12 protein-coding genes are annotated in these 12,187 nt (G+C 55.5%); 4 read left to right on the top strand and 8 right to left on the bottom strand.

What is annotated here, in order from left to right; all coding sequences use genetic code 11:
* Positions 1-31 precede the first annotated feature (31 nt).
* Entirely contained in the window at positions 32-1,249 is a 1,218-nt protein-coding gene (locus G437_RS0105915; RefSeq protein ID WP_029769367.1) for a class I SAM-dependent RNA methyltransferase, read from the bottom strand.
* Positions 1,249-3,264 carry an APC family permease gene (locus G437_RS0105910; protein WP_081638921.1) on the bottom strand — a complete coding sequence of 672 codons (2,016 nt, stop codon included), beginning with the start codon at positions 3,262-3,264 and terminating at the stop codon, positions 1,249-1,251. The genes G437_RS0105915 and G437_RS0105910 overlap by 1 nt, the downstream gene beginning before the upstream one ends.
* Positions 3,265-3,350: 86 nt before the next feature.
* On the opposite strand from G437_RS0105910, the gene G437_RS0105905 reads away from it, so the two are divergent.
* Positions 3,351-4,016 carry a potassium channel family protein gene (locus tag G437_RS0105905; RefSeq protein WP_024331653.1) on the top strand — a complete coding sequence of 222 codons (666 nt, stop codon included), beginning with the start codon at positions 3,351-3,353 and terminating at the stop codon, positions 4,014-4,016.
* Complete coding sequence (locus tag G437_RS0105900; protein WP_024331652.1) at positions 4,017-4,718, top strand: potassium channel family protein; 702 nt, start codon at positions 4,017-4,019, stop codon at positions 4,716-4,718.
* Here G437_RS0105900 and G437_RS0105895 read toward each other — a convergent pair.
* Genes G437_RS0105895 through G437_RS0105880 form a run of 4 tightly spaced genes read right to left on the bottom strand, consistent with a single transcriptional unit; the run spans position 4,663 to position 6,639 of the window.
* Positions 4,663-5,298, bottom strand: coding sequence for a DUF3159 domain-containing protein (locus G437_RS0105895; protein WP_024331651.1), 636 nt, complete (start codon positions 5,296-5,298; stop codon positions 4,663-4,665). The two genes, G437_RS0105900 and G437_RS0105895, sit on opposite strands and share 56 nt — an antisense overlap.
* Positions 5,295-5,672: an OB-fold nucleic acid binding domain-containing protein gene (locus G437_RS10565; RefSeq protein WP_024331650.1), complete on the bottom strand. Its 378-nt coding sequence runs from the start codon at positions 5,670-5,672 to the stop codon at positions 5,295-5,297. The genes G437_RS0105895 and G437_RS10565 overlap by 4 nt, the downstream gene beginning before the upstream one ends.
* A complete protein-coding gene (locus G437_RS0105885; RefSeq protein WP_024331649.1) occupies positions 5,672-6,319 on the bottom strand; it encodes a DUF3710 domain-containing protein in 648 nt (215 codons plus the stop codon). Before G437_RS0105885 ends, G437_RS10565 begins: the two co-directional genes overlap by 1 nt.
* 17 nt (positions 6,320-6,336) lie before the next feature.
* A complete protein-coding gene (locus tag G437_RS0105880) occupies positions 6,337-6,639 on the bottom strand; it encodes a DUF4193 domain-containing protein (RefSeq protein WP_024331648.1) in 303 nt (100 codons plus the stop codon).
* A 194-nt stretch (positions 6,640-6,833) separates the two neighbouring features.
* On the opposite strand from G437_RS0105880, the gene sepH reads away from it, so the two are divergent.
* Entirely contained in the window at positions 6,834-7,685 is an 852-nt protein-coding gene (gene sepH, locus G437_RS0105875) for a septation protein SepH (protein ID WP_024331647.1), read from the top strand.
* Between the two features lie 4 nt (positions 7,686-7,689).
* Here sepH and G437_RS0105870 read toward each other — a convergent pair whose 3' ends face one another.
* On the bottom strand, positions 7,690-8,778 hold the full coding sequence (locus G437_RS0105870) for an alkaline phosphatase family protein (protein WP_024331646.1): 1,089 nt from the start codon (positions 8,776-8,778) through the stop codon (positions 7,690-7,692).
* 61 nt (positions 8,779-8,839) lie between these two features.
* On the opposite strand from G437_RS0105870, the gene G437_RS0105865 reads away from it, so the two are divergent.
* A complete protein-coding gene (locus G437_RS0105865; RefSeq protein WP_024331645.1) occupies positions 8,840-11,263 on the top strand; it encodes a DNA gyrase/topoisomerase IV subunit A in 2,424 nt (807 codons plus the stop codon).
* Here G437_RS0105865 and G437_RS0105860 read toward each other — a convergent pair.
* Positions 11,252-12,187 (bottom strand): GNAT family N-acetyltransferase, encoded by a 936-nt coding sequence (locus tag G437_RS0105860; protein ID WP_024331644.1) that lies wholly within the window; start codon positions 12,185-12,187, stop codon positions 11,252-11,254. The genes G437_RS0105865 and G437_RS0105860 overlap by 12 nt on opposite strands.

Here is a 12,187-nt window from a genome sequence, read left to right as displayed (position 1 = left end):
CGCCCTCGGCCAGCAAGTCGAAGGGAATTACTCACCGCTCGAAAAGGGCCACCTGCTCTACGTGAGAGGTGTATGGGAAGAGGTCGAAAGCCCTAATTCTGCGCCACTTATAGCCCTGAGCTAGGTAATAGCTGGCGTCGCGCGCTAAAGCGGCAATATCGCAAGCTATATGTAGCACTTTATTGGCGCCAGTGGCCGCTATCGACTCAACCAGCTTTCTTCCGGCTCCCGAGCGAGGCGGGTCCAGCACCACCGTATCTAATCTTTTTCCCTCTAGGGTCTTGGGACCGATGCGGCCTTGGTGGACCCTAGCGTTTAGGCCTAAGGCGGTTAGATTTTTCTTTGCCGAATTTGTTGCCGAGGTTCCCCCCTCGAATGTCTCGAGCCTGGAGGCGCGGGTAGCTAATCCCACGCTAAATAACCCCGAGCCCGCAAACAGCTCAACTGTATTGCCAATGTCGTCGCCAAGAGCCGCCATCACTTCGCCAAACAAGATATTTGGCGCATTCTTATGGGTCTGCCAAAAATCTGTTGCCTTCGCAGCAAGGGTTATTTGCTGTGGTGAATTAGGGAAAATATAGCCGGTCAGGGGATAGTGAACTGTTTTTGAGGCAGGCTGGCGATCGGAATCGAAGGCCTTGCCAGCTACAACAACTTTTGTTTCCCCACTACCGGAAGCTACCACTCGAACACGGTCGCCCGGAGTAAATTGCCACGTGTTAGTTCCAAACAGCCCCAAAGAATTTATCTGCTCGCACGCAAGTGGCATGGAGTCGATAGGGACCAGCTCGTGGCTACCTGCCCTATACATCGAGGCAAGCCCCTGTTCATTTACTTCAAACTCGACACGAATACGCTGGTGCAAACCAGTTTCTGCACCACTCTTGACCTCTAAGCCGAGGCCGGCGAGAGCCTCAGCAGTCTCACCTCCGCCTATGCGCCTGGTCTGATCCAAGATAACCGCACGCTTCCAATCTAGGCCACCCCGTAGCGAAACGTGGCCAAGTTCAACCCCTCCAATACCTTCTTTTTCAGCTAGAGGCCAAATATGAGCGATGCGTTCGCCGGCCGGGTGCAGAACCTCAATAGTTTTAGCCCACGCCAAGGTTTTTTTCGACTTGTATATTTCTGCCTTCACCGTCTCTCCGGGGATAGCGCCCGAGACCAACACAACCTTGCCGCCCAGCCTCCCGATACACTCCCCGCCGTGAGCTGGGCTTTCAATATTTAGTTCGACGATTTCGCCCATCAGAATTCTTTCTTCGGTTGTTCTGGAGGTTTGATCTTGGCGTTTGCTCCGGGCTTGGCAACGTGGTCGTAGGCCCCGGTTAATTGCCAGGGCACGGTTGCCATAACCACGCCGGGTACGAATTGAAGTCTAACGCGCAGCCTAGTGGCAGAGTGGTTGTGCAGTGCGGCCTCCCACCAATGTGCCACTAAATATTCGGGAATATAGACCACAACCAAATCGCGCGGGCTGGATTTGCGAAGATTTCGTACGTATTTTACAACCGGACCAGTGATGTCGCGGAAAGGCGAGTCTAAGACGGTTAGCGGTACCGGCACGCCCGACTGCCGCCACTGTTGCTTGAGGTCACGAGTGCCGTCGGCATCTATGTCTACAGTCACTAGTTCGAGAGTAGAAGGCGAAGTTGCACGGGCATAGGAAATTGCTCGCATTGCAGGCTGGTGCAAGCTCGAGACTAAAACGATCGCGTGCACGCGCGAGGGCAGCGCTAGTGCCCTTTGGAAGTCGGGTACTTCAAGCTCCTTTTTGGCACTGCGGTAATGCTTGCGGATTCCCATCATGACAACGAATACCAGCGCCATGAGCAGCAGAGCCATCCAGGCTCCGTGGATGAATTTTGTAGCCATCACAATAATCAGCACGGATCCAGAGATTAGAAATCCAATCACGTTTACCACGCGCGAACGTTTCATTGCTCGCCGCTCGTTGGCGTCCGTAGATACCCCTAACGAACGGGTCCAGTGCACGACCATACCTAGCTGAGAGGTGGTGAAGGCAATAAAGACTCCGACGATGTAGAGCTGGATCAACCTAGTCACCTGCGCGTCGAACGACAAGACCAAAACTATTGCTCCGATTGCCAATACCAAGATGCCGTTTGAATAAGAGAGACGATCCCCTCGGTTATAAAGCTGGTGCGGCAAAAAGGAATCGCGGGCGAGAACTTGAGCCAGTTGCGGGAAACCGTTAAAAGCCGTGTTCGCGGCAAGAACTAGAATCAGCCCAGTAACAATGGTCACTAGGTAGAACATGGGTTTTGCGTTGGCAAAAATAGTTGCTGCGAGCTGTCCGATTACGGGATCAACAGTAATTGCTCCCCCAACTGGTTTGCCGTGTAAAAGCAAGTCCGTAGCTGGATTCTCGACAGAGCGGACTCCTGTCCTCCCGGCTAGAAACAGGATGGACATAAGCATTACTGCCGAGATAGTACCAAGCAAGGCTAGCGTCGTGGCGGCATTTTTTGATTTCGGCTTGCGAAACGCCGGCACTCCGTTAGCAATTGCCTCCACCCCGGTGAGTGCTGCACATCCAGAGGAAAAAGCTCGCAAGATCAATATGAATCCGGCCACACCTACAAGACCCGCGGAGTACTGCCCCTTGGCGGCAACGTCGTAGGCAGCAGTGGGAGCCTGCCCTAGCGAACCGGTCGCCCACTGGTAGAAGCCGGTAAGTATCATTGCCCCAACAGCTATCAAATAAAGGTAGGTGGGAATAGCGAAAGCCTTCCCTGATTCCCTCATACCGCGCAGGTTCAGCAACGCCAATATGGCAATGATTGATGCCCCTATGAGAGCTTCTTTTCCAATGAGTGCTGGGAAGGTAGCAGAAAGGTACTGCGCCCCAGACGAAATCGACACCGCAACGGTCAGCACATAGTCGACTAACAATGCTGAAGCCACCACTAGACCCGCAGTGCCTCCCAAATTCTTAGTGGCTACTTCGTAGTCGCCGCCTCCTGATGGGTAAGCCTTCACTGTCTGCCTGTAGCTTGCTACAACTACAACTAGTAGTACCACCACAGCGAGCCCCACCCACGGAGACAGTGCAGTTACAGCTAAACCTGCGAACGAAAGCGTAAGCAGAATCTCGTCGGGGGCGTAAGCTACGGACGACAGCGCGTCAGAGGCAAATACGGGTAAAGCGATCCGTTTTGGCAAAAGTGTGTTGCCAAGCGCATCTGAACGCATTGGCCTGCCAAGTAGAACGCGCTTGATCCCGTCTAAGTATTCAGTCACGCCGATAATCTACCCTCTTTGCCGCCGAAGCGAAACAACGCAGCGCCTTGCTTTCGTTTTTTTCTGCGCCGCGGTAGGTTAGAGCCGTGCATTTTGTGATCATGGGATCCGGCCGTGTTGGGGCGGCCATGGCGATTGAGTTGGACCGGCAAGGTCACTCCGTTGCCGTAGTAGACCAAAATCCCGCGGCATTTCGCCGCCTAAAAAAGGACTTTTCGGGGCAGAAGGTAAAGGGGGTCGGTTTTGATCGCGACACCTTGCGGCAAGCCGGTATCGAAGATGCCTATGCCTTTGCGGCTGTTTCTAACGGCGACAACTCCAATATTCTTTCAGCTCGGGTAGCTCGCGAGACCTTTGGAGTAAAACGAGTAGTTGCAAGGATTTACGATCCTCGCCGCGCCGAGCTATATCAGCGCCTAGGGATTGCTACCGTGGGGCCTGTAAAGTGGACCACGCGTGCAATGTTGCGGCGCATGCTGCCCGACAATTCCGAGGTTATCTTTGCCGATCAAACTAATGGCATCGAGCTCTTGAGGGCGCGCCCGGCCAAGATGTGGCTAACCCGTCCATTCTCGGAACTCGAGGACGCCCTCGGCGTTAGAGTTGCCTACCTATCGAGGCTTGGAAAGCCAATCCTGGCGCGTCCGGAGTACGTGGTTCAGGAAAATGACGAGTTATTTCTAGCGGTGCCCCACAGTGAGCTCGCCAATGTTTCGCACCAGTTGGCGAACGGCCAGAGCGAGGAGAAGTAGATGCGGATAGTTATTGCTGGTGCCGGATCAGTCGGACGTTCTATCGCAGCTGAACTTCTTTCGCACGGACACCAGATCACTCTGATGGATAAATCCTCAGACAAGATGCGAGTGGCCTCTGTGGCTGAAGCTGACTGGATTTTGGCAGATGCCTGCTCCCCTGACGCCCTAGCACAGGCTAAGGCTGACGAATGCGACTTCATGGTTGCAGCGACCGGAGACGACAAGGCAAACCTGGTCATCTCGTTGCTTGCAAAATCGGAATTCGGGGTGCCCCGCACGATCGCTAGGGTGAATAACCCCAAAAACGAGTGGATGTTTGACAAAACGTGGGGCGTAGATGTGTCTGTTTCTACCCCGCGGATGATGACGGCGCTGGTAGAAGAGGCTGTGGCCGTAGGATCACTAGTAAGAATATTTTGGTTCCACGAATCCACCACTTCAATGTATTCAGTCACTATCCCAAAGGACGCTCCAATTCACGGTAAGCGTTGCGGCAGCATAGCACTCCCCCCCGATGTGGTCTTAGCTGCTATCTTGCGCGACGAACGTCCCTTCAATCCGACTGACGACGACACTGTGGAAGCCGGGGACGAACTGCTCCTACTCTTCGGCGACAGGCAGGGCCCGGACGTGTTGGCCGAGGTTAGCGCTCTGGTTGCCTCTCCCGTTGCAGATGAGGAGCCAGAAGACGCCAGCTGACGTAAGCAATTGCCACGTAGGGTGGCAGTCCGAGGGCGAGGCGCACGCTTCCCAGGGCTGCCACCCTATTTGCTAAGTAAAGTGGAGCTTCAGCACCTAGGCGCAATACAAAAAGCCCCACCCAGAGCCAAGTAGCTGCTAGCCCAGCTTTGCGCAGTTGCCCGGAAGCGGCCGAGATGGACTGACCGCGGTAAAGGCATGTAGCAATCGTAAAGAGCGGCCGCCTAACTAGAATCGACCCTAAAAAGATAGCTCCATAAATGAAGTTGAGCCACAGGCCAAAGGCGAAAAAGTCCTTCGGATTACCTGTTAGAAGGGCCCAGATCAGTCCGATGGCTACACCGGCCACACCCACCAGGGCCTGTTTGACCGACTGGCGTTGAATTAGGCGCGAAACTAGTGCGAGACCAGCGCAAATACCCGCTGCTAGAAGCGGCGGCTTTAGCGAGAAGGTGATCACATAGACGATAACAAACACTAGGCCGGGGGCTATAGACTCTACCGCTCCCCTAACACCGCCCATGGCCTGCAGAATCGAAAAAGAACCACCGGGGGTAAGGCCGGGAATCTTAGCGCTCATAGCATGTGGGCCAATAGCGAATAGTCAGGGTTCACCACGCGCAGATGATCCCGGTGCAGGCTGGCAGTTCCGCTGAGCAGCAAACGTGCCCCGGGAACTATGCCAGGAATATCGTGCCTGCCCATCCAGACCAATTCAATGGTGGCACTGCCGTCAGAGAGGGTGGCGCTCAAATCAGCCAGGCCGGTACGCGCAGGGTAGGTTACAGACGTTATTACGCCTGCAATCTTTATTTCCTTGCGCTCGCTAACCTGACTTATTGGTTGGGTTCCGACTCGTTCAGAAAAAGCTTTTTCGTCAGCCGCACCTATGTCACCACGAGAAAGCCAAAGAGAGGCCAGAGCCGTGCGAACCAGACGTATTAGACGAGACACTATGCCTGCTCGTTCTGCTCGGCAATCTGCTCCGCTAATTCGGGAGGCAGGGTTAGAAGCAGGCGGTCGCCAGGTGCCTTGGGCTCACTACCCCGGTCGATCACAATTCCAGTGAGCACAGGATCTAAAGAACGCCGGGCAGATTCTTCTAACGCCGCCGAGCCCAGGTAACAAACGCGTAATAACCAGCGAGGACCTTCAACACCCACAGTAAGAGAAGGCAGTTGCTCCTCGCCTTTGGGCGGGCGCGCTAGGACGGCGTCCCCCTCAGCCAACGAGACTTTTTCGGCATGCCAGCCCATCTGGGTAAAACCTTCAAGCATAGCCGGCGCCGAAGCGGCCCAGGCCCCACCCGATCGGGGTGCCGCAAACGCCCCCAGCTCAAAGGCTGCGGTCCCCAAGATTACGCGCAAGCCAATAAGTTGGTTTTCGTGAGGCAAGGGGTTAATTTGCATACCCTGCACGTAGGGTAACTTGATGGGCCCAAAATCTATTAGCTGAACAGAATCATCGACCTGCGAAATATCAAACGGGCCCACGTGTGGCCGCTCGACTTCGGCAGATAGTGCCTCGGCCTCCGCCGCCTTGTCGGCAACCGGCTCCTCAGCAAGTCCCTGTTTCTTTTTCCTTCTAGAAAAAAGGCCCATTTACTTCTCTCTTCGCGTTAATCTGCACAATCAGTACAGACGGGCTGTCCGTCCTCTTCATATGCTAGCTGCGAAGTGTGGTGAACCAAAAAGCAAATCGAGCAGGTAAACTCGTCGTCCTGGCGCGGCACAACACGCACCGAGAGTTCCTCGCCAGAAAGATCTGCACCAGGAAGCTCGAACGACTCCGCAGCTTCATTCTCGTCTTGTTCAACCTCAGAAGAACCGGCAGCATCAGCGCGGCGCGCTTTCAACTCCTCAATGGAGTCCTCGTTATTCTCGTCATCGCGCTTGCGAGGGCTGTCGTAGTCAGTTGCCATGAAGGGTCCTTTCGGTCCGCCGTCAATTTAATGGGTGCGCCGGGATATTAGCACCTATTGTTGAGCTAATCTACTCCATTTTTTTGATACGGCTTCAGACTCGCCGGCCCCTAAGGAAAAAATGCCTCTAAACTGTGGCAACATCATGGTTGTCGGACCATAGGTTGGACTCACATAGTAGGACGGATTTGGCAATGGTTGATTTGGAAGTTTTGGGCGCTACTCCCGACGGAACGGCCGTTATTCTAACCGACAGTGACGGCGCCCGATACGCCTTACCGATCACCGACGACTTGCGTATAGCTGTGCGCCGCCCTCTAGCAGACGCAAACGCCGGCGCAGGTATTTCGCCCGACAAGAAAATTCGCCCAAAGGAAATTCAAACCCTAATGCGAGCTGGAGCCACCGCAGCCGAGATTGCTTCCAGTCATGACATGGACCTTGAATCCTTACAACGCTTCGAAAGCCCAATTGTTGCCGAACGCGACTTTGCTGCAGAGCAGGGGCGCAACGCCCGAATTTCCAGGGACGCCACTGCCCCCACCTTGGGCGAATTGGTGGTTAACCGACTCGCGGCTCGGGGCGTCGATCCCGAACTCACCAAATGGGATGCAACACGCAGCCCAGGCGAAGACTGGCACGTACACGTCACCTTTGTACAAGACGCCACCGAACATATTGCAACGTGGAAACTCGACGCGAATGCCCATTCCGTAGAGGCAATAGACCAGGAAGCTACCTGGCTTACCGAAACCACAACCCCCGCCGGCCCCGAACGCGGAGCAATCCCTTTGCACCCCGCGCCCGAACCTGAAGAAGAAAGCCCCCGGGAGGCTGCCGGCACCGAAGCGCTGCTCGACGAGCTCAACGCCAGACGTGGACACAGGGTTGAAGTCGCTACGGGGACCGAGGACGAAGATACCGATGCGCTGCCAGGAATGGAGCACATCGAGCCTATAGAAAAGCCCGAACCGAAGCCCGCCAAGAAGAAGGGGCGCAAATCCATGCCGTCGTGGGACGAAATAGTCTTCGGGGCGAAGTCCTAACTCGCTAGTACGTTCGCAGTAGCGGGATAGACATCTCTGCCTCCGTGAGCGAACCGTGCACTCCCACCAACGACCTTGCTCCTGCAGAGTGCACGCCCTCGACATAACAAACCCAGCGCCCGCGCATCCAAACCTGGACCTGCCCTGCCGCCTGGTCGCGGACAGCTCCGAGCGGGGAATCCTTAGCTAAGGTAACGAGTGCTCGCTCACCTACCATCCGCTGCCACCGCCTCGCGACTTCGGCAGCATTTTCGCAGTGAAGGTGCAACGCGCGCGGTTCACCCCCGACCGCGTAAACGCCCTCGAGTGAATCTGCCCCGACTTCAAACACGTGTTCTTCATCAGTGTTGACCATGCCGTGGTCTGCCGTAACTACCAGCGCTGCCCCTTGTGGCAATCCGTCTCGCAGCTGGGATATTGCCCCGTCAACTTCCTCAAGCTGGCCGATCCACTGTTCTGAACCCACCCCGTGGCTGTGGCCCGCATGGTCTAGCTCAGACCAGTACATGTAAACAAAATCAAAACCATCCTCGAGAGCTTTTAAAGCCTCGGCAGCAGTTTCAGAAAGCGAGCGGGCACCTATGAACTGGCTACCTCGCAAGGCGGCGCGAGTAAGGCCAGAATTGTCGAATTTAGGCTTCCCTACGAAGGCGGCTCGTTTTTCCCGTTCGGCAAGTACCTCGAAACAAGTTGGCTGGTCCTGCCACTTCTCGGCCCTAGTGCCGTTGGCAAAAGTTATGAGGTTTTCACGCCAATTGCGCCCCGCAACTTCGTAGCCGACCATTCGCGTTTGCCCAGGTAAGAGTCCTGTTGCAAAAGACGTTATAGCCGCGGCCGTAGTGGAAGGGACACAAGTTTGCACCCCTTCTATCTGCTCGAGCGAAGCTAATCTGCGCGCATGAGCACGGTAACGGTCAAGCTGGAGCTTCCCCAGCCCGTCGACAAGGAAAACCAACACCTGTTGGCATCCTGGGAGCAGCCAATTGTCACTAGCTTGCAAGGACTCCATCAGAGCCGGAAAAATCTGGTAGATGCGCCTTCGGGGAGGCATTCCAGTCCAGGCGGCACCTTGTACCGAAGTGGAAATGGTCATTTCGCAGTCCTTTCCGGCGTGTGAGCGGGCCCAATTTACAGATATTTCCGATAATAAGCCCATGACCTCGTCCGAGCACGCAAACACCGACACCGTAGTAGATATCGACGTCTCTGAAGAAATGCAGACGTCATTTCTGGAATATGCCTACTCGGTCATTTACACCCGTGCTTTGCCGGATGCACGCGACGGTCTAAAACCAGTGCAGAGGCGAATCCTGTACACCATGTCGAATATGGGCCTACTGCCTTCTAAAGGACACGTTAAGTCTTCACGCGTCGTAGGCGAGGTAATGGGCAAACTTCATCCCCATGGAGATTCTGCAATCTACGACGCGATCGTACGTTTGGCGCAGGATTTCACTATGCGTTTGCCCTTAGCAGACGGACACGGAAACTTTGGTTCGCTCGACGACGGACCCGCGGCCTCGCGTTATACCGAGGTGCGGATGGCTGAAGGCTCCTTGGACATGGTAGCCAACATTGACGAGGACACGGTCCAGATGGAGCCGAACTACGACTCCACTCTTATGCAACCAACTGTGCTGCCGGCTGGATTTCCCAACCTCTTGGTGAATGGCGCATCCGGTATTGCGGTCGGCATGGCCACCAATATTGCTCCGCACAACCTAGGCGAAGTAACCGCCGGAGCTCGGTATCTACTTGCCAATCCCGATGCCACTACCGAAGATTTGATGCGCTTTATTCCCGGCCCCGACCTACCTTGCGGGGGCATAATTGTAGGGCTCGATGGGATAAAGGAGGCCTACGAAACTGGCCGCGGGGTATTCAAGACTCGTGCCAAGACTTCTATAGAACGTGTAAGCGCTCGCAAGCACGGAATAGTTGTAACTGAGCTACCGTACATGGTTGGTCCTGAAAGAGTCATTGAAAAAATTAAGGAGGGAGTCAAACGCGGGCGCCTCAAAGGTCTTTCTAATGTCTCGGATCTTACCGATCGCAATCACGGTCTCCGACTGGTAATCGAAGTGAAGAACGGGTTCAAACCCGAAGCCGTATTGTCCCAGCTTTTCCGCCACACCCCTATGGAAGACTCCTTTGGTATTAATGCGGTTGCTTTGGTAAACGGTCAGCCGCAGAGGCTGGGACTAAAGAAGATGCTGCAGGTCTTTTTGGACCACCGCATGGACGTGGTTTTGCGGCGCTCTAATTTTCGCCTGAAAAAGGCCCAGGAGCGACTGCACCTGGTGGAGGGCCTACTAGTGGCAGTTCTGGATATAGACGATGTGATTGCCATCATTCGTTCTTCCGAGGACGTGGCTACAGCGCGCGAGCGTCTGAAAACGGCATTTGACCTCGACGAAGCTCAGGCCGATCACATCCTGGCTCTCCGGTTGCGGCGTCTTACCAAGTTCTCGCGCCTCGAGCTTGAGTCTGAACGCGACGAACTGACGCGTACTATCGGGCAACTGCTACAGATAATCGAGGATGAGCAGGTGCGCAAGGACCTGGTGTCCAAAGAGTTAGCGGAAGTCTCTGAGCGCCTCTCCACTCCCAGACGCACGCTTCTTTTAGAGGATGCTGGATCGTTAGTTCCCACTGCTTCGGCAAGGGGGAAGTTAGATTTAGAGGTCGCCGACGACCCCTGTCAGCTAGTGTTATCTACTACCGGCAGGGTGGCGCGTTTCGGAGGCGCCGAGAAAATCCCGCGAACCGGCGGGCGCAGCCCCCACGACGCCGTCGCAGCTTCGCTAGCAACTACCGCTCGAGCGCAGGTGGGACTTGCGACCTCGGCGGGGCGGATGTTGCGCTTCGACGTACTAGACGTTCCCGCTTTGCCAAGAACCGAGAATGCCCCGTCCCTTGAGGGGGGCGCTAAGGCAAGTGCGCTGGTGTCTCTAGATCAGGGCGAACGCGTAATTGGCTTTGCCAGCTTGGATCCGGGCTCGCCAGTGATGGGCGCTATATCTCGAGAGGGCATGGTGAAACGCATTCGCCCTGACTATCCAGTGAGCAAAGATGAGTGGACCTATATGGGGCTTGCCCAAGGCGATGCGGTAGTTTGCCTCTGCACCGCCCCTGACGAGGCCGACGCCGTACTAATTTCTTCAGCAGGTTCTTTGCTGCGCACGCCCGCCGGAAAAATTCGTCCGCAAGGCCCCGCAGGACACGGCGTAGCGGGTATGTCCCTGCCAGACGGGGCACATGTTTTGGCAGGCGGTTTCACCGCCAATGAGGCCGACGAAGTAGTTACCGTCGCTTGCGACTCTAGCGCTCTGGAGGGCACGGGACAGACGTCAGTGAAGGTTACCGCTCTAGCAGAGTTCCCCCGAAAGGGACGCGGCGGGCAGGGTGTACGTGCGCAACGGTTCTTAAAGGGAGAGGATCGCCTAGAGGTGGCCGGTATCGCGCCTTCCCCGCGGGCAGTTGACTCTGGCGGGGTCAGCATTGATCTTCCGGATCCCAATCCGAAACGCGATGCCTCCGGCACCCCAGTTGCCGGGCAGATTCACTCAATTGGGTAGTTGCATCGAATACGAGCGAGTCCGGGCGACGGTTCTAAATCCGAGTGAATGGTAAAGGTCCAGTGCCCCTGAATCGTTCAGAGAGCTTATCCCGGCTCCGATTGCCTCCAAACCGTCGGCAGCTCCTTTTTCCATTACTGCAGCAAGCAGCCTTCTGCCCACGTGAGTTTCCCTCCAGGGTTCCCCCACAGCAAAGATATCTATGTAGCATTCGCGCACCCCTAGAGCCTGCCAGTCTTGCCGATAGAGTGAACACATGGCTAGACCGGCTATCTGGGTGCGATCAGTGGACTTGTCCAGAGCAATAAACGAGTTTTGGGCGGAAAAATGCGGTCGCCCCTGAGCCCACTCCTGTGCGCTAAGGGGCGTAGATCCCCAGGTCTGTTCAGTTATCGCATTTATCGCTAAGCGCAGCTCGTCGTCTAGATCCACGCTCCACGGAACGATCGTAATAAACGGATCGGCGGGAACAGCGCCAAGTGAATGCAGCGGGGCCCTCAACTCATAGTAAGTTTTTGTCCAGGAAAATCCTCTAGAACGCAGCACTTCTACCAATTCGGCCATGCCCTCATCTACGTGCATTATGACCTCACCCTGGCTAGCACCTAGCAATTCTTGTGCGGCCTGAACCTGCAAGTCGACTATGTGCCCCCCGAGTTTCTGGCGACGGAAGTGGGGATCTACTCCCCCGATGCAGATAACTCGGGCAGGATCGGAAGGCCTAAACAGCGCATGTCCGTACGCAATGAGTTTTCCTTGCACAAAGGCACCAAAAGAGCGCCAACGCTGGTCAGCAGAAAAATCCGCTTCTATTTCGGCTCTAGATGTGCGGTAAGGGGGATTGTCTACACGCTGTATCCGCTCGGTCAGCTCTGCTACGAGCGCCGAGTCTGCGCGAGATAGCTTCCTCCACTGCACATTCAT

This window comes from Winkia neuii subsp. neuii DSM 8576 (assembly GCF_000420405.1).
Lineage (GTDB): Bacteria > Actinomycetota > Actinomycetes > Actinomycetales > Actinomycetaceae > Winkia > Winkia neuii.
Note: the sequence above shows the minus strand (reverse complement) of the source record. Positions and strands in the feature narration are given on the sequence as shown.

Coding starts and splice junctions, on each gene's coding strand:
- G437_RS0105915 (WP_029769367.1), bottom strand. CDS start 1,249: ATGGGCGAAATCGTCGAACTAAATATTGAAAGCCCAGCTCACGGCGGG.
- G437_RS0105900 (WP_024331652.1), top strand. CDS start 4,017: ATGCGGATAGTTATTGCTGGTGCCGGATCAGTCGGACGTTCTATCGCA.
- G437_RS0105895 (WP_024331651.1), bottom strand. CDS start 5,298: ATGAGCGCTAAGATTCCCGGCCTTACCCCCGGTGGTTCTTTTTCGATT.
- G437_RS0105885 (WP_024331649.1), bottom strand. CDS start 6,319: ATGGGCCTTTTTTCTAGAAGGAAAAAGAAACAGGGACTTGCTGAGGAG.
- G437_RS0105880 (WP_024331648.1), bottom strand. CDS start 6,639: ATGGCAACTGACTACGACAGCCCTCGCAAGCGCGATGACGAGAATAAC.
- sepH (WP_024331647.1), top strand. CDS start 6,834: ATGGTTGATTTGGAAGTTTTGGGCGCTACTCCCGACGGAACGGCCGTT.
- G437_RS0105870 (WP_024331646.1), bottom strand. CDS start 8,778: ATGACCATTTCCACTTCGGTACAAGGTGCCGCCTGGACTGGAATGCCT.
- G437_RS0105865 (WP_024331645.1), top strand. CDS start 8,840: ATGACCTCGTCCGAGCACGCAAACACCGACACCGTAGTAGATATCGAC.
- G437_RS0105860 (WP_024331644.1), bottom strand. CDS start 12,187: ATGAATGTGCAGTGGAGGAAGCTATCTCGCGCAGACTCGGCGCTCGTA.